The organism is uncultured Brachyspira sp., assembly GCF_949287625.1.
In the GTDB taxonomy this organism is placed as follows: domain Bacteria; phylum Spirochaetota; class Brachyspiria; order Brachyspirales; family Brachyspiraceae; genus Brachyspira.
In genome coordinates, this window is record NZ_CASEGO010000042.1 from 1 (window position 1) to 21,335 (window position 21,335).

Consider the following 21,335-nt stretch of genomic DNA (forward strand, 5'->3'; position numbering starts at 1 on the left):
TAGGTATTCCTTTTGGTTTATTTGTAGCAATTATAAATTATAAGGAATACCATCTTTTTTTTAAACTAAAAGTGTGCAATATCTATGGCTCTTAAACAAATAAACTATTAAAATTATTTGTCAAGTACTTTTGAAACAAGTCTACTCTAATTAATAAGCAATTATACTATTTTTTATTTATGGTGTTTTTATTTTTTATAAGTATGGATTTGATTTTATTAGCCATAGAATCTATTTTTATATTCAACAAATTAACTTATTTTACCTAGCTTCATAAAATACCTGATATATTAAATACGTCTAACAGCACTTATATATGAAAGTATTATTTAATAATTTATCTTACATATAAAATATAATTAGTATGATTTTTTGGCTGTATTAGTTTAAATCTTCTCTAGTATCTATATCTTTTAATTTATTTTCATCTATAGTATAGAAAAAACAATCATCTATATTCTTTTTAATAATTTTTAAAGCTCCGTTGTTATACTCTAAACTCAAAATATCATTAATATATTTTGATGAAAACACTGCAGGATTTGAAGGTCTTTCTCCTGTAAACATAGCTCCTATATTTTTACGGCTATAATAAAAATATTTAAGCATATTAAAAATATCATAACTTTCTAAAATAGGCATATCGCATACAAAAAAAGCAAATGAATCAGAATTAATTTTGACAGCCTCATTAATTCCAATTTTTATAGAAGAGCTTATACCTTCATTATGATTATCATTATATACTGAAATATAATCTTTATTTTCAAATGATTTATTTATTATCTCATCATATATACTTACTGCTATTACAGAAGTTTCTATATTTTTTAAATTATCATCTTCTTTAAATAGTTTTTTTACATCTGATATTTTATTAATAGTATTTTCAAATAAGGTTTTATTATTTAGAGTTTTAAACTTATGAATTAATTTATTACCGTTAAAACGTTTACTATTTCCGGAAGCTAATATAATAAAAGCAGTCTTTTTATATGTAATACTATTATTCTTTGTGAAATCATTTAAATATAAACTTATATTATTACATTTATTTTTAAGTTTATTAATATAATATTTATTTGCGATATATTTAATAGTTTCCAAATCTACTATCTTTTCACTGTCTATTTCACTGCATAAATTATACCTGAAGCATACCTCTTTAAACTTTCTTTTCAAACTATGAAGCCCCATAACTATAACTATTTTCTCTATTTTTCCGTATAAAAAGTCTGGTATAATAGGCTCTTCATCATTTGGTATTTTTATTGGATAATACTTTGCTCCGTCTGCCTCTATCAAAACAATATCAGCAAAATCAACAGCATTTTTTAATTCATTATCTCCTGCATACATAAGTTTTTTATCATCATACTCTTTTCCTAGTACAATAATATTATCATTGTCAAAAGAATGTGAATCTATTGTTTCTGTATATTTTTTAGGTTTAAAAATTTTTGCTGTTGTTGTTATAACTGCTTTTTTATCTTTGTAACTTTCTGATAATATTTTTATATATGATGTCTTTCCTCCAGCACCGCATACAACAATAACTTTAGACATAATATTATTAACCTATAGTTACATCGCTTGTAGGCAAATCTATTATTCCATATTTTCCCTGATTAATAGAACCTACACTCATAAATATAGTAAGATATCCTACACGTCCTATAAACATCAAGAGTATAAGTATTAATTTACTCCATATTGTAACTGTAGGAGTTATACCCAAAGAAAGTCCAACTGTACTTATAGCCGATACTGCTTCAAAAAGTATAGGCATCATGGTTTTTGATTTTTCTATATAAAACATAATAAATGAGGCAAGCACTGAAATACTTATAGCAAGCGTAACTATAGCAACAGATTTATTAACTGTATCATTTTTTATTTTTCTGCCATTAACTACAATATATGGTCTGTTAAAAATTGCAGCAATTACTGAAAACATAAATACAAATAATGTAGTAGTTTTTACTCCTCCTCCAGTACTGTTTGGGGAAGCACCTACAAACATCAAAAATATAACTACTCCTATAGTAACCGTACTCATAGAATTATACGCTATAGTTTCAAAACCTGCTGTTCTAGGACTTACACTTTGAAATAGTGAAACTAATATTTTTTCTTTTAGAGGCAAATCCTTTAAAGAATTTGAATATTCGTTAAAAAATATAAAAACACTTCCTACTATTATTAAGATAACACTTGTATATATAACTATTCTAGCCTGAACATCAAATACATATCTTTTACCCTTTATCTTATTAATTACAGCCCTTGACACTGTAAGCATTACTGGATATCCTATACCTCCAAGAGTTATAAGAAGCATAATAGTAACATTAACTATGATATTGGCAGAATACTGATGAAGATTGTCTGTATAAAGAGAAAATCCTGCATTACAAAAGGCACTTATAGAGTGAAATACAGAAGAAAATATACGCATTCCTAATTTGCTGTCAGTTTCCATAACAGTAAATAAAGAAACAGCTCCTAATAATTCTATAAAAAATGTTGATAAAAATATTACTTTTACAGTTGATTGTATAATGTCTTTATTTTGAGTATTAAACATTTCTAAAGTTCTAACTCTATCCTGAACGCTTCCTTTATTTACCGAAAACAAAAGCACTATCGCCGATATGGACATAATACCAAGCCCGCCTATTTGTATGAGAGTTATTAATACAATCTGACCGAAAAATGTAAACTCTTTGGATATATCTATAACACTAAGTCCAGTAACGCATACGGCACTTGTTGCTGTAAATAAAGCATCAACAAATGATAACTTACCGCCTACTGTACTTAAAGGAAGATATAATAATAAACTGCCTAATGTGATAACAAATATAAAAGAAGCTATAATCATCTGATATAATGTAAACTTAGAATATGAAAGCCTAAGCCAATTTATAACTATAACCAAAAAGAAAAGTATTGACCCTGCTATAGTCCATATTATTCTATTTGCATATATATCATAGTATTTTTTGCTGAAAAAATTAAGAAGTAAAAGTCCTATAAGCTGAATGATGGGAACTACTATATAAAGTTTTCTAGGTGCTATTCTTATTTGATCTATAAGTATAAAAACAAAACAAACAGTAATAACATTAATTATTTTATCATAATTAGCTATATAAAAATTATCAGTATTAACCTGTCTTATCTGCATAAGAAGAACAAATATTGAAAATATAGAACCTGTTATTGCTACTAGATTTGATACTCTTCTAAAAAACTCATCTATAGTCTGTATTATATTTTTATTATTATTTATATTATCTGTTCTATTATTAAATATATTTTTCATAACTAATCTTTATTTTTGTAGTATTAGTATTTTAATATATATTGAATTATATGTAAATATGTAATTTCATTTTTTATTGTTCAAGAGACATAGATATTATTTATAAAATTAAGTTACAGCAAACTAAAAGAAATACATATGCAGCAATATAATACTATTTGTTTAGTTTAAGAAAATAAATAATAATTAAATGTAATATAAATATTATTATTGATTTATTTTTTGCATGCTGTATATTATATAATTATGTAAAGTAAACATAATAAAACAATATATAAAGGAAAAACTTATGAATAAATCAATACCATTTTCACCTCCAGATATAACAGACAGTGAAATAGAAGCAGTAGTTAAGGTATTAAAATCAGGCTGGATAACTACAGGACCAGTTAGTAAAGAGTTTGAGGAAGAACTTTGTAAATATATAGATGTAAAAAGAGTAAAGCTATTATCAAGTGCCACATCCGCTATGGAGCTTGCATTAAAAATATTTGGGGTAGGCGATGGTGATGAGGTAATAGTTCCAGCTTATACTTATGCTTCAACTGCAAATGCAGCTGTTCATTTAGGAGCTAAAGTTGTATTTATAGATGCTAAAGATAATGATTTTAATATAGACTTAGAAAAATTAGAAAAAGCTATAACAAATAAAACCAAAGCTGTTATTGCTGTGGATATTGGAGGAAAACCCTGCGATTATGACGGCATTATTAAAATACTTGAAAATAAAAAAGAATTATTTAATGCTTCAGAAAATAAATATCAAAGAGAATTAAAAAGACCATTATTTTTACTTGATGCAGCTCATTCTATAGGTGCTGTTTACAAAGGAAAAAGAACAGGATCTCAGGCTGATTTCAGTTCCTTCTCTTTTCATGCTGTTAAAAATATTACTACTGCTGAAGGCGGAGCTTTATCTTTTAATGATATAGGAAGTATTAGTGCTGATGAAATATATAAAGAGCTTTCTGTGTTATCGCTTCATGGACAAAATAAAAGTGCTTTAGATAAAAGTAAAGGCGGCAGAGGGGCTTGGAGATATAGTATTGAATTGGCTGGATATAAAGCTAATATGAGCGATATTCATGCAGCCATCGGTTTATCTCAGCTTAAAAGATACGATTCTATGCTTAATAATAGAAAAAAAATAGTGAGTATTTATAATGAAATTTTATCTAAAAATAAAAGAATAATACTTCCTAGCTTTAAGGATAGTTTTAGCGAATCATCTTATCATTTATATTTGATTAGAATAAAAGATTATGAAGAAGAGGATCGTGATTTGCTTATAGATAGAATGTCTGAAATGGGAATAACTTTAAATGTTCATTATCTGCCTCTTCCAGCACAAAAGGCTTATATTGATTTGGGATATGATATTAATGATTATAAAAATGCTTTTAATATGTACAAAAATCAAATAACTATTCCATTATATAGTACTTTAAAAGAAGAGGATGCCGTGTATATTGCCGAAAGTATTATTAGGTATTTGAATTAATTTTTTATTTTTTGACAAAATACTATATTTTTAGTATAATAAAATCATGAAAGAAATTAACAGACTTAATGATTTATTTGTGCGATATCTAATTGGTACTGAAGGCGATGAGGATATAAGGCATAGAAATAGGTTTTCAGCAAGGTATGGAAAAAGGTATAGAAAAAGAGAAATATTCATTGACTAAAAATATGAAAAATAAAAATATGGATATCAATCTTATTAGTGAATTAACAGGACTGAGTATAGAAAAAATAAAAAACTTGTGAGTGCCTGCCATTTGTAAGAATGGTATGTATTGTTATGAACAAGTTTTTTATATATATAAAAAATAGAAAAACTATAAATTAATATATGCAATATAATTAAAAGTTTATTTAGTTTAAGTAAATAGTTTTGATAAATAATAAAATTAGTATATAATCTGTAGAAATATTATATAAATAAAGCATAATAAAATAATGATTTACATTGTTATAATTTCAATATTATTATTAATTTTATTTTTTATTTTTATTTATCTTTATGACAATTTCAATATCGTTTTGAAAAATAATGATAGTAAAGGAAACATTGAAAATAAAAAAGAAATACCATTTATAATATCAGTAAAAAATTATGATGATAATTTGATAGATGTAATAAATAAAACAAATATATCAGGCATAATAATAAATATAGATAATTTAGATATTGAAAGCCTTGATAAAATAATAAAAAAAATAAAAAGAAAGATTAAAAGAAAAATACTTATAGCAATAGATCAGGATTATAAAAACACTTCCAGTATATACTATGATAAGAGGTTTAAAGTTTTTTCAAGTTATATAGGCGAGAGAAAAAGCGAAGATTATGCATACAAAATAGCATATGAAAGATCTTCAAAATTAAAGTCGGTAGGCATTAATATGATTTTATCGCCAATATGTAACACATACTGCAATGAAAAATCTCATCTTAAAGAGCATATATTTTCAGATGATAAGATACTCGCTTCTAATTTGATATACAGTACAGTAAAAGCATATAAAGATAATGGGCTTATAACGGCATTAAAATATTTTCCAAAATACTATGATGATGAGTTATATATAGATGAAGATACAAATAATAATATAGAAAGTATTATTGATAACAGAGAAACTTTTTTGGCTGGTATAAAGGCTCAGGCTGATATCATAGTAATGCCTCATATAAAAGATAATTATAAATACAAAGATTTTTTATTTAATAATATGAAGTTTAAAGGCATTATAATGACTGATTATATTAATAATGATAAAAATATTATTAATTATGCCGTTAATGTACTTTCAAGTAATTATTATAAAGATATAAATAAATTAAAAAATATTATAGAAAATAATATAAAAGAAACGGATACTGTATTATGTTCAAAGCTGTTAAAATTAATAAAGAAATTGTGATGTGTGTATTATATTTATTTATAATATTATTATTTTCGTATGCATGCAAAAGTGCCTCAAATGTGCTTAGAGAAAAAGAATATATATTAAAATTAAAAAAAGATTATCCAGAATTATCCTATTATATAGATGAAGTATCTAAAATGAGTAAGAAGGAGAGAAGAGGACTTTTACTTATGGTAGGTATAAAAGATAAAGTACTCTCTGAAGAAACTATTAAGACACTTAAAGATAATAATATAATGGGAGTAATACTTTTTGATTACAATATAAAAGATGAACAGCAATTAAAGCAATTAACATCTGATTTAAGAAAATATGTTAACTCAAATATGTTAATTTCTATAGACCAAGAAGGCGGAGAAGTAAACCGCATAGAGTTTGATACTCTTAAAGATATATCTCCAAAAAATATAGGGGATTCAAACAGTACTGAATATGCATATGATATAGCATACAAAAAATCAAAGTTCTTGCTTGATTTAGGTATTAATGTAATATTAGGACCTTTATGCGATATACCTAGTGATAGTAACTCTTATTTATATAATAGAAGTTTTTCTACTAATACAGATATAGCTGCAAAAATGGCAGAGTACACTGTAAAGGCTCAGAGAGATGCAGGAATCATAAGCGTATTAAAACATTTTCCAGGTCATGGAGATACTGCTGTTAATTCTCATGATGATTTTCCTATAATAGATAAAACTACTAATGAACTTTTTTTAAAAGAGTTTGTTCCTTTTAAAAGAGCAATAGATGCGGGAGCTGAAATGGTTTTGGCAGCACATATAAAAAATAAATATATAGATAGTGAAAAGCCTGCCAGCATGTCAAGAGAATATTCTTATATACTAGAAAAAGAATTAGGCTTTAATGGAGTTATTATTACAGATGATTTAGCTATGACTGGCGATATAGACAAGGGTATTAATTTTGGTATAAACTTGATTAGTAATTTATATGAGAATGTAGAATATATGTTTGAAGATATAGACGCGGATATTCTTTCATGTGCGAGAGTTCTAAAGATGGCTTCAGAAAATATACTTTCTTCCCGCACATAAAATTATCATTCATTTTAATTGGCCTGTTTCTTTTTTCTATTGCTGTTTGGATTTCGCTTATAAGTCAGCGTTTCATCTAATCCTGATTTTACATACTCATTAATAATATTTACTACAGTATGATATGTAACATTGTATTGTTTAGCAATATCAGTATGAGTAAGCCCTGTGTTTTTCTTATCGTCTAAAGCAAGAATGATATTTGCCCTAGAGATAAGTCTTTTAGATTTTCCTTCCTTCTTAATGAATTCTTTGATTTTTTCCTTTTCCTCTTCACTTAAGGATATCATATGTTTAGTTGTTATACTCATTAGAGCCTCCTAATATAAAGAATAAATATAACTAACAAATAAGGACAAGGAGATTTGTAAGAATAAAATTATAAAATATAATCAAGATAAACATATTGATAGAAGTTTCTAGTTTTTAGAAGAAAAATTTTACAGTAATTTAGACAAATTACATCAAACTATAAGAATAAAACATTAAAAACGTTCTATTACTATATTTCTATTCTCATATATATATATATTTTATAAACCCTTGCTGTCTGAACTTAAGATTATCATAATATAAATAAAATATCAATATGAAAAAACAAAATTAGGATTTTGTATAAAAAATATAGATATTAATAACATAATACTTATTAATATTTACACTTTAAACAATGAAATTGCTTCTGATGTTTTGATATAAATATTATCTATTTCATTAATATATTTTTTAGTATTTGTTTTAATATGTTCTAAAAATACATTATCATCTATCATAGGTATATTAATATTGATATTAAGTACAGAGCCTTTAGCACAGGCATATATTAAAATGTAGGCTGCTGCTATATCGCTTATAACGGCACTGTTTGCATATTTTGTAACGGTATCAAAAAGAGGCATTAATTCATAACAGTATTTCAAGGCATTAAAAGGTATTTCTATAGCTTTTTTTGAGGCTTCAGATATAGCCTTTTTTCTATTTTCTTTTTCAGCATCTGTTTCTTTAGGCATCTTCATAGCTTCCATAAATAAATTAAAACTTTCTGCATCTTTGTCTATTATATCAGCTAAATGTGATTTTATTTCTTTTATTTTTTCTATTGCATTTTTAAAACTATTCTGATGTTCTTCTTCTAATTCTAAAAACTTTTTTTTGTTTACAGTAAGATGACCAACCATACCAGCCAAAGCACAGCCCAAACTTCCTACAAGTCCCATAACGCTTCCGCCGCCCGGAGCAGGTAATGAACTGTCTACATCATTTATATAATCAGCTAAAGTTTTATTTATTAATTCTTTCATAATATACCTATATACCTTATATAATAATAAATATTTTTGAAAGGTTATTTTAATATAAAAAAAATAAATATCAATATGCATTTTACTATTTTCTTTGAAGATGTTTAAATCTGTTTTTTGTAAACTCTATTATTTCATCTTCTGTCATATTATCTATTCCAAGTCTTTTTTCTTCTTCAAGCAGTTTTTCTCTTTCTTCTTTTTCTTTTTGTATTCTTAATAGTTCCATTTCTTTTAATTTTTTATTACGCTCATATAATTCTTTTTCGCTGTAATGTCTTTTTATTAACTGTTCTTTGTCTCCTTTTGTTAGATATACTTTCAAATAGCTTACAAAATCAAGCCAAAGAGCAGGGATATTATTTTTGTCTTTTACTTTAAGCTCGGCATATTTTACGGAGTCTTTCCAAGAGTAGCGTCTGTTATTAAATATATCAATTAATTCTCTTTGTTTATCTTTAGTTTTAAAGCAGTGTATTTGAGAGAGCTTTTCTGCTTTACTGCATGTTATTCTATTAAAAACCTCTATAAGACTTTTTACAAACAAATCAAATTCAGAATGAGGCATATCATTATTAATTGTATTATTATATTTATTATTATCTTTATCAGTTTGCTCAATACTCTCTTGATTATTCTGACAATACTCATTTGACTTTTCTGACAATACCTTATTATAATTTTTTAGTGAGTTTAAATATATTTTTCTTTTTTGAGTATTATTATCTTTTTTATCATAATGTATTTTTATGTATCCGTATTCTTTAAGCTCGGAAACATATCTTGATACGGTTGTTGAGCTTATAGAGTATAGACTTGCAAAATATGCATTAGAAGCCCAGCAGTATCCTTTATCATTGGTGAGTGCTGTTATTTCTGCATATAGCAATCTGGCAAGAGGTTTTAATCTTTTATCGTATCTTACTTCTGCGGGTATTACAGCATAATAGCTTTTTTTGTAATTATTATTCATATCTTTATACCTTTAAAAAAAACTTTATACTATAATGAAATTTTATAATAGATTATAAGTTTATATTAGCTTTATTTTTTCTTATTTTTTGTATTTTTTGTAAAAAGATGAATAATAAAATATATTAAAATATTTTTTATATATTTTTTGAATATTAAACTTATAATAACTTATATTTTTTGTTTTATATATACTAAACAAATATGATTTGTCAATTTTTTATTGTTCTTTTTTCCGCTGCACGCCATACTTAACAGTACTTCCTTCGGTCGCAGGCGGACAGCGTCAAAGAACCTTATATCCTCGACAAGCTCGGATACGCTTCGCAAAAGTGCAAGTATTAAAATTATTATTAAATCGTACTAATTATGTTTTATATGTAGAATAAATTGTAAAATTTAGTCAGAAATATAGCCTTTCGCTGCCGACATCACAGGTGGACTTCGTCGGCACGCAGAGCGATGCGGACAGGCGTCACAAAAGAACTGGGGTGTTGCGTAGCACACAGCGTGGTGGGCAAAGCCCCAGATATTAAAAATAAAATATAATTTTATTTTTGACAAATTATATTTGTTTAGGTATATATAAAATAAAAGCCTTACCAAAAAGTAAAGCTTTTATTTTTTTATAATTAATCAAATTATCCTATGCATTCACAGAGTATAGAAACAGCCTTTTCAAGCTCTTTATCTGTTATTGTAAGAGGAGGAAGAAGTCTTATTTTAGTTTTGGCAGTTAGAGGTATCGCTCCCTTTGTTATACATTTTTCTACTATTTCCTTAGCATTTAAGCCTTCTTTAAGTTTTATACCAAGCATTAAGCCTATACCGTCAACACTTTCTACATTATCAAGTTTCATTAATTTATCTTTTATATATTTAGATTTTTTACTCACTTCTTTTAATAAATCTTTATCTATAATGTTTAATACTTCCAAAGCACCGCTTGCAACTATAGGATTAGCACCAAATGTAGAGCCATGATCTCCATTATTAAATACATTAGAGCAAGTTTTATCCATAAGCACAGCACCTATAGGAAGCCCTCCTCCCAAGCCTTTAGCTAATGTAGTTATATCTGGTTTTATACCAAAATGCTCAGAGCATAAGAATTTGCCTGTTCTTCCAACACCAGTTTGTACTTCATCTACTATAAAAAGTATATCATTTTCTTCACAGTATTTTTTTATCTTTTGTACATATTCTTTATCAAGAGGTATAACTCCGCCTTCACCCTGTATGAGCTCCATTATTACAGCACATGCATTATCTTCTAATTTTGAAACAGTATCCTCATAATTGTTAGCCTCTGCAAATGAAAAGCCTTCCAAAAATGGAAAAAAGTAATTATGAAAAACTTCCTGACCTGTAGCTGACAGCGTAGCCATAGTTCTGCCATGAAAAGAGTTTTTTAATGCTACTATTTTATTTCTTTTATATTCTTTATCATTATTAGCATATTTATCAAAAGAGTATTTTCTTGCACATTTTATAGCAGCTTCATTTGCCTCAGCACCGGAATTGCAGAAAAATACTTTATCATATTTTGTTATAGAGCATAATTTTTTTGCCAAATCTATATAAGGTTTATTGTAGTATAGATTTGAAGTATGCTGAAGAGTTTTAGCCTGATTATTTACTGCATTAATCCAGCTTTTATTACCATATCCTATACTATTAACTCCTATTCCGCTTCCTAAATCAATATATTCTTTTCCTTCTATATCTTTTAATTTTGCTCCGTTTCCAGATTCCAAAACTAAATTAAATCTTGCATAAGTATTAGCAGCGTATTTTTTGCTGTTATTAATATATTCTTTTTTTAATTTTGACTTATCATTGTTTTCAGTATTTTGTTTATTTGTTTTTTTGCATGGCATATTTTTACCCTCATTTGTATTTGTTTACTTTATTAATCTTTATAAAACATAGTTCCTATACCTTCATCAGTAAACATTTCTATTAATAATGAATGGCATAATCTTCCGTCTATTATAAACACTCTTGACACTCCGTTTTCAACAGCCTCTATACAATGTTTAACTTTAGGCATCATACCGCCTGATATAGTACCGTCTTTTATTAAATTATCTATATCTTTAATGTTTATCTGGCTTATTAAAGAGCTTTCATCATCTTTATCTTTTAAAAGACCTGGAGTATCAGTCATATATATTAAAGTTTCTGCTTTAATACTTTCTGCTATTTTGGCAGCTGCAGTATCGGCATTGATATTGTATACATTTCCTTCATTATCGCATCCGACAGTTGCAACTATTGGAATATATTTGTTTGTTATAATTGTATTTAATAAATCAGTATCTACACTATCAACATCGCCTACAAATCCTAAATCAGTATTACCTTTATATTTACTTACTTTAAACATACTTCCGTCAATACCGCATATACCCAAACATTTTCCGCCGCAGTTTTCAAGAGAAGCTACTAATTCTTTATTAACCTTTCCAGCAAGAACCATTTTTACTACTTCGGCAGTTTCTTTATCAGTATATCTAAGTCCGTTTATAAACTTTGACTCTTTTCCAATTTTGTTAAGCATAGCAGTGATATCTTTACCGCCCCCATGAACTACTATAACTCTTATTCCCAAAGTGGAAAGCAAAGCAACATCGCTCATAACTTTCTTTTTTAATTCTGGGTTTTCCATAGCACTTCCGCCGTATTTTATAACAACTGTTTTTCCTGTGTATCTTTGAATATATGGAAGTGCCTGATTTAATATAAATGCTTTATCTCTGTTTGAAATATTTTCCATTTTTTATTTCCTATTTTTATTATTATTTTAACTTCTGTATGAACCGTTAATTTTTACATAGTCATAAGTTAAATCACAGCCCCAAGCAATAGCTTTACTTGTACCAGAGTTCATATCTATTGTTATTTTTATCTCATCTTCTTTTAATATTTTTAAAGCCTCTTCTTCGCTGAACTCTACACCGTATCCGTCTTTATAAACATTCATATCTCCGTATTTAGAACCTACATTGATAGATACTTTATTAATATCAAAATCAGCGTCTTCAGTATACCCTATAGCACATGAAATACGTCCCCAGTTCATATCGCATCCGAACATAGCCGCTTTTACCAAATTTGAAGTAATTACAGATTTTGCTATTTTTCTAGCCAATTTTATATCGCTTGCATTTATTACTTCGCATTCTATTAACTTGGTAGCACCTTCTCCGTCTTTAGCCATTTGTTTTGATAAATATGTATTAACCATATTTAATGCTTTGCAAAATATTTTATAATTATCATCTTCTTTATCTATTATATTGTTTTGAGCTTCTCCATTAGCAAGCACTACACACATATCATTAGTAGAAGTATCCCCATCAACGCTAACCATATTATAAGTAGATTTTACATCCTCACTTAATGCTTTTTGCAGCATCTCGCTTGTAATATTGCAGTCAGTAGTTACAAATGAAAGCATAGTTGCCATATTAGGGTGAATCATACCGCTTCCTTTTGACATTCCTCCTATATGAACTATTTTACCGTCAATTTCAAATTCATAAGCAATCTCTTTCATAAATGTATCAGTTGTCATTATAGCTGCTGCTGCATTTTTAGCATGTTCTTTGGAATGACCTAAATTGTCTATTAATGTTTTTATATTTTTTTGTATAGGCTCTATATTAAGAGGTACTCCTATAACACCTGTAGAAGCAACAGCAATATCTTTTTCATCAATACCCAAAACTTCTGCTGCTAGTTTACACATTTCTTTTGCTTTTTCAACTCCGTCTTTATTGCATGTATTAGCATTTCCAGAATTGCATATAACAGCTTTTGCTTTGCCGTCTTTTAAATGTTCTTTACTTACAGTGATATTTGCTCCGCATACTTTATTCTGTGTATATACCGCTCCTACTGAACATAAACTTTCACTGTAAATTATTGCTAAATCTTTTTTTTCACTATTTTTCTTTATACCAGCATGTACTCCATTTGCTTTGAAACCTTTAGCAGCACATACACCGCATTCAATTTGTTTAAAACTATCCATTTGTAATCTCCTATTATTTTTTACTTAATCGTTGTTTTTAATAAATTATTAAATTTAACCTAAAATATAGCCTTTCGCATTTACGGGCTGTGCCTGCTTTTTTGTGGTACGCCACGGGCGGACAGAGTCCAAAAGAAGTGGGGCGCGGCACGACTGTGTGCTTCGCAGCAAAGCCCTGCAAATATTTTAAATTAAAAAAATTAATTTTTGACAAATTATAGTTGTTTAGGTATATACTAAAAATTTTTAAGTTTGTCGGTTTTTTATTGTTCTTTTTCCCGCCGCAAAAAGAACCAAAAAGTGCAAAATATTTTACAATAATGTTAATTATATTATTTTTAATTTATTGATATTTTTACTATTTAATTTTAAAAAGCTATATTAATAAAATTAATACATTCACCTTTTATTGTTGCTAACTATAAACTTATTATGTTTTTAGAAAGCCGGAGGAATTATATTCAATCCCTCATCTTCTTTTAATCCTAATGCTATATTCATGTTTTGTATTGCCTGTCCTGCTGCTCCTTTTACCATATTATCTATTGCTGATACTATTATTAATTTATTTGTTCTGCTGTCCATATGCAAAGATATATCACAGTAGTTTGAGTATTTAACATATTTTAAATTTGCAGTCTCTCCTATATTAAGCACTCTTACAAACTTTGAGTCCTTATAAAACTCTTTGTAAATACTGTGTATATTTTCTAATGTATCATTTTTATTTTCTAATTTGGCATATATTGTTGAAATTATACCTCTGTTTAATGGAAGCAAGTGAGGAACAAAAGTTACTTTTATATCTTCTCCATATATGTTTGATAATGTCTGTTCTATTTCTGGGGTATGTCTATGTTCTGCAGCTTTATATGGAGAGAAAGCCTCATTACATTCTGTAAAATGAGTATTTAATTTTAATTCACGTCCTGCACCTGTAGCCCCTGATTTTGAATCTATTATAATATCATCTTTTAATATTATTTTTTTTACCAATGCAGGAGCTAATGCTAAGCCTATAGAAGTAGGGTAGCAGCCCGGGTTTCCTATGATTTTTGCTTTGTTTAAATCTTTTTTATTATATACACTATCATATTTAATTATTTCTGGTATTGAATATATTGCCTCTTTATGTATATTTTTGTATTTATATTCTTTGCCGTACCATTTTTTATAATCTTCTTCATTATTTAGTCTGAAATCAGCACCCAAATCTATAAACAAAATATTTTTTTCAAAGCATTTATTTGCAATGTCATCGCTTAATCCTGCAGGAAGCGAAGCAAATACAACATCAGTATCTTCAAATATTTCATTTTCATCTACTAATATTTTGTCACAATTTTTGTTTAGGTTGGCATATATTTCATTAATGTTTTTACCGACAAAACTTTTTGAAGAAAGATTTTTTAATTCTACTTTACTATGCGATAATAATAGTCTTATTAATTCTATTCCTGCATAGCCTGTTGCACCTATAACAGATACTTTTATCATAATACAATACTCCTCTGATATTTTTTAGTTAAGAATACATTTTTATTAAAAAATTTTGTTTAAAATTATTTTTTATGAAATTATTTTTATGAAAAGAAATTTGGAGGCTTAACGCCTTGAAAGATAGTTTAAAAACAAATTATAATTTATATTATACATTTTATTTTTCCTAAAACATTTTACTGTCTGCAAAGATACTATTATAAATAATAAAAAATGTCAAGGATTTTTATATTTATTTTTAAAATAAAATATATTTTTAATTATTGATTTTTTATATTCTTACAATTATAATGTTTTAACCAATAACGATATTTATATGAGGCATTTTATATATGGATAATATATTCGGTTCTGAGAGTCTTTTAAACTCAGCTATGACAGTTTGCTGGATAGGGCTTCTTATATCTTCTGTATTAGCTTTAACTATAATAGTAGACAGATTTATATATTTTACTAGAATAAAATCAGAAGATAATTCATTAGCTCCCAAATTAGTTTCTTTAGTTAAAGAGAAAGAAATAAAAGCTGCTATTGCATTATGTGAGGCTTCCAAGTCGCCTTTATCAAATATTATAATGTCTGGGCTTAAAAATATTAATTCTCCGAAAGAGTTTATGCAAAGTGCTTCAAATAAGGAACTTCCAAGACTTGAAAGATTTATTTCTGCTCTTTCCACTATATCTACAATAGCACCGCTTTTAGGACTTTTGGGTACTATACTAGGTATGATACAGTCATTTGCTGTGATTTCAGTTGTAGGGAGCGGAAAGCCTACTGCTTTGGCATCTGGTATAGCTAATGCTTTGCTTACAACTGCTGCTGGACTTATTATTGCCATACCTGCCGTTATATTTTATAATTATTTTGTAAATACTATTAATGCAAGAATACTTTTTATGGAAAACTTATCTAATGAAATATCGGATTATATAATAAGTCAGAATAATGAAATTGATAAATAAGAATTAGTTTATAAAGTTTGTATAATAAAAAATTATTTGATGATATAGTTTTATTGACAATTATATATTTGAGTTTATAATCATAAAAAATAAATATTTGTATAAAAACTTTTGATATAAGAAATGATGAAAATGTTTATATTTATGAAAGAAATTAAAATAATACTGTTAATCATTTTTAATATATTTTTATTATCATGCAATACTTCAAATACTTCTGACAATACACTTAAAGACAGAGCGGGAAATAGTATAATTCTTCCAGATAATATAGATAGGCTTGCTTCTTTATCTCCTGCTGTTACAGATATTATAATAGCTTTAGGACTTTCAGATAAAATAATAGCTGCAGATACTACTTCAAAAGAAATTTTACAGACTAATAATATAGATATTTCTAATATATTAGTTTTTGATATGCTAAATCCAGATTCAGAAAAGATGATAGCAATTAAACCAGATATTTTATTTGTTAATACTTTCAGTGTATTTTCTGGTAAGAATTCTCTTGATTCTATAAATGCCTCTGGAATATGTACAGCAGTTATACCTAACAGCGATACTATAAAGTCTATAGAAGATGATATATATTTTATAGGATATGTTTTAAATAAAAATGATGAAGCTTCAAATATTGTAAATATGATGGAGTTAAATATAGAAAAAATAAAATCTATAGGAAGTACTATAACAAATAGTAAGAAAGTGTATTTTGAAATATCTTCTTTGCCTAATCTTTATTCATTTGGTACTAATGTTTATTTAGATGATATGATTAATATTATAGGTGCTGAAAATATATTTAAAGATAGAAATTCTTGGATAGCAGTATCTGAAGAAAATATACTTTTTGCTAATCCAGATATAATATTTACAAGCGTAGATTATATAAATAATCCTAAAGAAGAAATATTTAGCCGTCAGTCTTGGCAGAATATAAATGCTTTAAAAAATAAAGATGTGTATTATATAGCTTCATCATCTTTGCCTACTCATAAGATTATATATGCACTATTAGATATGGCTAAATATATTTATCCTAATGAATATAAAGATGTTCAAATAATTAGGAATTGATAATAAAATGATAAAAAAAATTATAATAATTTTAATATTGGTTTTTATTTCATCGATATTATCAGTGTGCATTGGAAGTGTGTTTATATCACCTAAAGAAATAATATGCATACTTATATATAAAGTCTCTAGTATAGAACTTATTAATATAAACAAAATAAACTCTGACATTATAAATATCAGGCTTCAGCATTCTTTATTATCATTATTTGTAGGGGCTTCTTTATCTATGACAGGCGTTGTGATACAGTCTATATTAAGAAACACTCTTGCTTCTGCATATAATCTCGGCATATCTTCTGGGGCTGGGCTTGGGGCTGCTTTGCTTATAGTAATGGGTATATCATTTAATCAATACTTTTTTATAGGCGTTTCAATGATATTTGCTTTTATTACCATATTGTTTATACTATTCATATCAAAAAAAATAGATAAATACATGAGCAGTAATTCTATAATACTTGCAGGAATAGTTATATCATTATTTTTAAGTTCAGTTATGAGTTTTTTATCGTATATGTTTCCAAAATACTCAAACAAAATAATACTTTGGCAGCTTGGAAGTTTATTTGTGAGAAATAAAATAGATATTTTTATTATTATTGTAATGACATTAGTATTTTTATTAATACTTATGAAATATTCCAGTGTACTTGATATAATGACTTTCGGAGATGAAACTAGCTTATCGCTTGGAGTAGACGTGAAAAGAATGAGGATATTTTTTATATTAATATCTTCATTTATAACAGCAGTATTAGTTGCTTTTACTGGAGTAATAGGTTTTATTGATTTAGTGTCCCCTCATATAGCAAGAAAAATATTTGGGGCTAAGCATATTATAGTTTTTCCTGCATCTGCTTTAATTGGAGGGCTTCTTCTTAATGTTTCTGATATATTTTCTAGGATTATAGTTCAGGGTTCTAATATACCGATAGGTATAGTTACAGCTGTTATAGGTGCTCCTTTCTTTTTGTATATATTTATTTCAAATAAAAATAATGGAATGTAATATGAATAAAACTGTTATGGTAAAAGCGGAAAATGTATCTTTGTATTATAAAAATAATTCAAAGAAAAAAGAAGTATTGCAAAATATATCATTTGAAGTATGTAAAAATGAAAGTTTATGCATTATAGGACCTAACGGATGCGGAAAGAGTACTTTGCTAAAATCGATTTGCCACATAATAGATTTTGAAGGTGATATACTTATTAATAATAAAGATATAAGAAAAATAGATGCTTATAAAACTATAGCTATTATGAGTCAAATGTCTTCTATTTATTTCGTATATACTGCTTATGATACAATAATGATGGGAAGATATGCTAATTATAAAGACAAATTATTATCCATACCAAGCAAAGAAGATAAAGATTTTGTTATTCATTATATGGAAAAATTAAAGATAATGCATTTAAAAGATAAATTGATAACTGAACTTTCAGGCGGAGAGCTTCAAAGGGTTTTTTTAGCTAGGACTTTAGTACAAAATCCAAGTATTATATTGATGGACGAGCCTATAAATCATTTGGATTTAAATAGCCAGATAGAATTAATTTATAATTTAAAAGAATGGGTAAAAAATGGAGATAGGTGTATTATTGCTGTTCTACATGATATAAATGCTGCTTTAAATTTCGCAGATAAATTATTAGTTTTAAAAGATGGAAGCTCTAAATATTTTGGGAGTACAAATAATTTTGATATTTCATTATTAAACTATATATATGATATAGATGTTTTTGAGTATATGCATAATTCTTTTTTAAGGTGGTCATAATAAAATTATTTTCTAATTTATTTATCTAAATCTGAAGTGCAGTGAGGGCATTTTACTGCTTTTATATTTACTGAAGAACAGCAATACGGGCATATTTTTTCATTTGCCTCTTTATCATCTTTTTCTTTTTTTACCATTTTTTCTCTCATTTTATTGAATATTTTTATTATCATAAATATAGCTAAAGCAGTTATAAAAAAACTTATTATCGTATTAATAAAAACACCAAAACCTATAACAACAGCTCCAGCCTGTTTTGCTGCCTCTATTGAGGTATAAGGACCAGCATCAGAAATACCTTTTTTAATTACTATAAATATATTAGAAAAATCTATACCGCTTAATATCAGTCCTATAGGCGGCATTAATATATCTTCAACAAAAGAATTAACTATTTTAGTAAATGAAGCCCCAATAACTATACCTATTGCCATGTCCAATATATTGCCGCGCATGATAAATTTTTTAAACTCTTCTATCATAGATAAAAATCCTAGTAAAAATTTTATATATATTTGCATATAAATAATAAAGCAATTTATATTTTTTGCAAATTATACTTAATACTATTTTTATATAAACTTTGACAATTTATACTTATTTTAGTATAATAATATTATATGAAAGAAATTAACAGACTTAATGATTTATTTGTACGATATCTAATTGGTACTGAAGGTGATGAAGATATATTAGAAAATATTGTTAATGCTGTTTTAAATGATGTGGGTTTTGAGTCGGTTGGTAGTCTTGAAATAATTAATCCTTACAATTTAGCAGAAAATGAGAATTTAAAAGAGTCTATTCTCGATGTAAAAGCAAAAACTAAAGATGGTAAAAAGGTACTCATTGAAATACAGTTAGTTGGAAATAATAATTTTATAAAAAGAATATTGTATTATATAGCAAAAAATATAGCCTCTGAATTAAAAGAAAGTGATTTATATATTGGTATAAGTCAAATGATTAGTATTAGTTTTATAAATTTTAATTTAGATATAGGTAGTGAGACTGATATAAGAAGAGAACATAAATGTTTAACATTTTCTGATATTCATAATCCTAGTCTTAGACTTTATGATTTTCAGATACATTTTGTAGAGATTAAAAGATTTGCAGAAATACTAAAAAATGCTAGTATAAAAGACTATAATAAAAATAAACTTTTATCTTGGATTGATTTTTTTACTACTAAGGATTTAGAGAAATATATTGATAAATTAATAGGAGGTAACAGCATTATGTCTAAAGTAATAGATAAATACAAAAGATTTGTAGCCGATGAAAAAGAAATGTCAGCGTATAATGAAAGAGATACTTTTCTTTACGGACAGGCTGCTATGCTTCAATATGAGAGAGCAGAAGGCAAAAAGGAAGGCATAGAAATAGGTTTTCAGCAAGGTATAGAAAAAGAGAAATATTCATTGGCTAAAAATATGAAAAATAAAAACATGGATATCAATCTTATTAGTGAATTAACAGGACTAGGTATAGAAAAAATAAAAAACTTGTGAGTGCCTGATATTCGAAGAATGTCATGAGATTATATACGATCAAGTTTTTTATGGTGTAAATAAGAAATAAAAAACTTGTGAGTTTTATATATAAGCTGCGAACAAGTTTTTATGTTTAATAAAAATTATAATTAAGAAAAATTAATAATAGGAAAAATATTATGTCAACTAATATTGCTGTGCTTTATAAAAGTAAATATGGAACAACAAGAACTTATGCTAAATGGATAGCCGATAAACTTCATGGGGATTTATATAGTATTGATAATGTAACTATTCAAAATTTAAATAATTATGAGTTTATTGTATTTGCAGGAGCTTTATATGCTGGTAAACTTTCTTCTGCTAAGAGAATAAAACAGTTTTTTAATAAGTTAAAAGGTGATAAGCATTTGTATTGTGTTGTAGTTGGGCTTGGCAATCCTGATGATAAGGAACTATATAATAATGCTGTTAATCAAAATTTTAAATCTGATATAAAAGATAATATGAAATTTTATTTTTTAAGAGGATCTATAGATTTTGATAAATTAAAACTTCATCATGCCTTAATGATGCATATGCTAAGAAGAATAATATCGGCTAAAGCAGTAAAAACAGAAGATGAAAAATTATTATTAGAAAATTACGGTAAAAAGATAGATTTTATCAATAAGAGTGCAGTTGAAGAAATAGTGCTTGATATAAAAAATAAGAATAAAGAACTTCAGAAGTAAGCAAATTTTATAATAATATTAAAAAAATATAAATTTTTTAGATGTATTTTTCTGCTTTTTCGTATTAATAAGTATATAGATATATTAAAAAATAATTGAAAAAATAATATTTATAGTGTAGAATTAAAATATGCTTATTAAAAA

Annotated in this window: 19 protein-coding genes and 1 pseudogene; 10 read left to right on the top strand and 10 right to left on the bottom strand. The window is 26.5% G+C overall.

Features of this window, described 5'->3' with window-relative positions; all coding sequences use genetic code 11:
• Window positions 1-381: 381 nt before the first annotated feature.
• Window positions 382-1,566 (bottom strand): selenium cofactor biosynthesis protein YqeC, encoded by a 1,185-nt coding sequence (yqeC, locus tag Q1X91_RS07935; RefSeq protein ID WP_300755533.1) that lies wholly within the window; start codon window positions 1,564-1,566, stop codon window positions 382-384.
• A 7-nt stretch (window positions 1,567-1,573) separates the two neighbouring features.
• Window positions 1,574-3,328: a potassium transporter TrkG gene (locus Q1X91_RS07940; RefSeq protein WP_300755536.1), complete on the bottom strand. Its 1,755-nt coding sequence runs from the start codon at window positions 3,326-3,328 to the stop codon at window positions 1,574-1,576.
• Window positions 3,329-3,617: 289 nt separating this feature from the next.
• On the opposite strand from Q1X91_RS07940, the gene Q1X91_RS07945 reads away from it, so the two are divergent.
• From Q1X91_RS07945 to Q1X91_RS07960, 4 genes and pseudogenes are all read left to right on the top strand, one after another.
• A complete protein-coding gene (locus tag Q1X91_RS07945) occupies window positions 3,618-4,829 on the top strand; it encodes a DegT/DnrJ/EryC1/StrS aminotransferase family protein (protein ID WP_300755539.1) in 1,212 nt (403 codons plus the stop codon).
• Between the two features lie 119 nt (window positions 4,830-4,948).
• Window positions 4,949-5,098 (top strand): annotated as a pseudogene (locus Q1X91_RS07950) (ATPase); the annotation flags it as partial.
• 192 nt (window positions 5,099-5,290) lie between these two features.
• The gene (locus Q1X91_RS07955; RefSeq protein WP_300755542.1) at window positions 5,291-6,256 is read left to right on the top strand and encodes a glycoside hydrolase family 3 N-terminal domain-containing protein; all 966 of its coding nucleotides are present in this window, start codon (window positions 5,291-5,293) and stop codon (window positions 6,254-6,256) included.
• Window positions 6,220-7,323, top strand: coding sequence for a glycoside hydrolase family 3 N-terminal domain-containing protein (locus Q1X91_RS07960; protein ID WP_300755545.1), 1,104 nt, complete (start codon window positions 6,220-6,222; stop codon window positions 7,321-7,323). The genes Q1X91_RS07955 and Q1X91_RS07960 overlap by 37 nt, the downstream gene beginning before the upstream one ends.
• A gap of 14 nt (window positions 7,324-7,337) precedes the next feature.
• Here Q1X91_RS07960 and Q1X91_RS07965 read toward each other — a convergent pair whose 3' ends face one another.
• From Q1X91_RS07965 to argC, 7 genes are all read right to left on the bottom strand, one after another.
• Window positions 7,338-7,634: a helix-turn-helix domain-containing protein gene (locus Q1X91_RS07965; RefSeq protein ID WP_020003382.1), complete on the bottom strand. Its 297-nt coding sequence runs from the start codon at window positions 7,632-7,634 to the stop codon at window positions 7,338-7,340.
• Window positions 7,635-7,979: 345 nt separating this feature from the next.
• Window positions 7,980-8,624: a cyclodeaminase/cyclohydrolase family protein gene (locus Q1X91_RS07970; protein WP_300755551.1), complete on the bottom strand. Its 645-nt coding sequence runs from the start codon at window positions 8,622-8,624 to the stop codon at window positions 7,980-7,982.
• An 85-nt stretch (window positions 8,625-8,709) separates the two neighbouring features.
• Entirely contained in the window at window positions 8,710-9,597 is an 888-nt protein-coding gene (locus tag Q1X91_RS07975; protein ID WP_300755554.1) for a helix-turn-helix domain-containing protein, read from the bottom strand.
• 640 nt (window positions 9,598-10,237) lie between these two features.
• Complete coding sequence (locus Q1X91_RS07980) at window positions 10,238-11,476, bottom strand: aspartate aminotransferase family protein (RefSeq protein WP_300755556.1); 1,239 nt, start codon at window positions 11,474-11,476, stop codon at window positions 10,238-10,240.
• Between the two features lie 32 nt (window positions 11,477-11,508).
• Entirely contained in the window at window positions 11,509-12,375 is an 867-nt protein-coding gene (argB, locus tag Q1X91_RS07985; RefSeq protein WP_300755559.1) for an acetylglutamate kinase, read from the bottom strand.
• A gap of 27 nt (window positions 12,376-12,402) precedes the next feature.
• A complete protein-coding gene (gene argJ / locus Q1X91_RS07990) occupies window positions 12,403-13,635 on the bottom strand; it encodes a bifunctional glutamate N-acetyltransferase/amino-acid acetyltransferase ArgJ (protein WP_300755561.1) in 1,233 nt (410 codons plus the stop codon).
• 438 nt (window positions 13,636-14,073) lie between these two features.
• Window positions 14,074-15,132, bottom strand: a complete 1,059-nt coding sequence (gene argC / locus Q1X91_RS07995; RefSeq protein ID WP_300755564.1) for an N-acetyl-gamma-glutamyl-phosphate reductase — start codon at window positions 15,130-15,132, stop codon at window positions 14,074-14,076.
• A gap of 335 nt (window positions 15,133-15,467) precedes the next feature.
• Here argC and Q1X91_RS08000 point away from each other — a divergent pair, with 335 nt between their 5' ends.
• The 4 genes from Q1X91_RS08000 (at window position 15,468) to Q1X91_RS08015 (ending at window position 18,961) form a co-directional block, all read left to right on the top strand.
• Window positions 15,468-16,097 (top strand): MotA/TolQ/ExbB proton channel family protein, encoded by a 630-nt coding sequence (locus Q1X91_RS08000; RefSeq protein WP_096736028.1) that lies wholly within the window; start codon window positions 15,468-15,470, stop codon window positions 16,095-16,097.
• A gap of 144 nt (window positions 16,098-16,241) precedes the next feature.
• Window positions 16,242-17,174, top strand: a complete 933-nt coding sequence (locus tag Q1X91_RS08005; RefSeq protein ID WP_300755569.1) for an ABC transporter substrate-binding protein — start codon at window positions 16,242-16,244, stop codon at window positions 17,172-17,174.
• Window positions 17,175-17,181: 7 nt separating this feature from the next.
• Window positions 17,182-18,186, top strand: coding sequence for an iron ABC transporter permease (locus tag Q1X91_RS08010; RefSeq protein WP_300755571.1), 1,005 nt, complete (start codon window positions 17,182-17,184; stop codon window positions 18,184-18,186).
• Between the two features lies 1 nt (window position 18,187).
• Entirely contained in the window at window positions 18,188-18,961 is a 774-nt protein-coding gene (locus tag Q1X91_RS08015; RefSeq protein WP_300755573.1) for an ABC transporter ATP-binding protein, read from the top strand.
• 17 nt (window positions 18,962-18,978) lie between these two features.
• Here Q1X91_RS08015 and mscL read toward each other — a convergent pair whose 3' ends face one another.
• Window positions 18,979-19,443: a large conductance mechanosensitive channel protein MscL gene (mscL, locus tag Q1X91_RS08020; protein WP_300755576.1), complete on the bottom strand. Its 465-nt coding sequence runs from the start codon at window positions 19,441-19,443 to the stop codon at window positions 18,979-18,981.
• A 138-nt stretch (window positions 19,444-19,581) separates the two neighbouring features.
• On the opposite strand from mscL, the gene Q1X91_RS08025 reads away from it, so the two are divergent.
• Both Q1X91_RS08025 and Q1X91_RS08030 read left to right on the top strand, forming a co-directional pair.
• The gene (locus Q1X91_RS08025; RefSeq protein ID WP_300755579.1) at window positions 19,582-20,475 is read left to right on the top strand and encodes an Rpn family recombination-promoting nuclease/putative transposase; all 894 of its coding nucleotides are present in this window, start codon (window positions 19,582-19,584) and stop codon (window positions 20,473-20,475) included.
• Between the two features lie 161 nt (window positions 20,476-20,636).
• Window positions 20,637-21,191, top strand: a complete 555-nt coding sequence (locus Q1X91_RS08030) for a flavodoxin domain-containing protein (RefSeq protein ID WP_300755582.1) — start codon at window positions 20,637-20,639, stop codon at window positions 21,189-21,191.
• The last annotated feature ends 144 nt before the right edge of the window (window positions 21,192-21,335 follow it).

Bases quoted from the DNA above. Each gene is read 5' to 3' on its own strand.
- yqeC (WP_300755533.1), bottom strand. From the start codon at position 1,566: ATGTCTAAAGTTATTGTTGTATGCGGTGCTGGAGGAAAGACATCATAT.
- Q1X91_RS07940 (WP_300755536.1), bottom strand. From the start codon at position 3,328: ATGAAAAATATATTTAATAATAGAACAGATAATATAAATAATAATAAA.
- Q1X91_RS07945 (WP_300755539.1), top strand. From the start codon at position 3,618: ATGAATAAATCAATACCATTTTCACCTCCAGATATAACAGACAGTGAA.
- Q1X91_RS07955 (WP_300755542.1), top strand. From the start codon at position 5,291: ATGATTTACATTGTTATAATTTCAATATTATTATTAATTTTATTTTTT.
- Q1X91_RS07960 (WP_300755545.1), top strand. From the start codon at position 6,220: ATGTTCAAAGCTGTTAAAATTAATAAAGAAATTGTGATGTGTGTATTA.
- Q1X91_RS07965 (WP_020003382.1), bottom strand. From the start codon at position 7,634: ATGAGTATAACAACTAAACATATGATATCCTTAAGTGAAGAGGAAAAG.
- Q1X91_RS07970 (WP_300755551.1), bottom strand. From the start codon at position 8,624: ATGAAAGAATTAATAAATAAAACTTTAGCTGATTATATAAATGATGTA.
- Q1X91_RS07975 (WP_300755554.1), bottom strand. From the start codon at position 9,597: ATGAATAATAATTACAAAAAAAGCTATTATGCTGTAATACCCGCAGAA.
- Q1X91_RS07980 (WP_300755556.1), bottom strand. From the start codon at position 11,476: ATGCCATGCAAAAAAACAAATAAACAAAATACTGAAAACAATGATAAG.
- argB (WP_300755559.1), bottom strand. From the start codon at position 12,375: ATGGAAAATATTTCAAACAGAGATAAAGCATTTATATTAAATCAGGCA.
- argJ (WP_300755561.1), bottom strand. From the start codon at position 13,635: ATGGATAGTTTTAAACAAATTGAATGCGGTGTATGTGCTGCTAAAGGT.
- argC (WP_300755564.1), bottom strand. From the start codon at position 15,132: ATGATAAAAGTATCTGTTATAGGTGCAACAGGCTATGCAGGAATAGAA.
- Q1X91_RS08000 (WP_096736028.1), top strand. From the start codon at position 15,468: ATGGATAATATATTCGGTTCTGAGAGTCTTTTAAACTCAGCTATGACA.
- Q1X91_RS08005 (WP_300755569.1), top strand. From the start codon at position 16,242: ATGAAAGAAATTAAAATAATACTGTTAATCATTTTTAATATATTTTTA.
- Q1X91_RS08010 (WP_300755571.1), top strand. From the start codon at position 17,182: ATGATAAAAAAAATTATAATAATTTTAATATTGGTTTTTATTTCATCG.
- Q1X91_RS08015 (WP_300755573.1), top strand. From the start codon at position 18,188: ATGAATAAAACTGTTATGGTAAAAGCGGAAAATGTATCTTTGTATTAT.
- mscL (WP_300755576.1), bottom strand. From the start codon at position 19,443: ATGATAGAAGAGTTTAAAAAATTTATCATGCGCGGCAATATATTGGAC.
- Q1X91_RS08025 (WP_300755579.1), top strand. From the start codon at position 19,582: ATGAAAGAAATTAACAGACTTAATGATTTATTTGTACGATATCTAATT.
- Q1X91_RS08030 (WP_300755582.1), top strand. From the start codon at position 20,637: ATGTCAACTAATATTGCTGTGCTTTATAAAAGTAAATATGGAACAACA.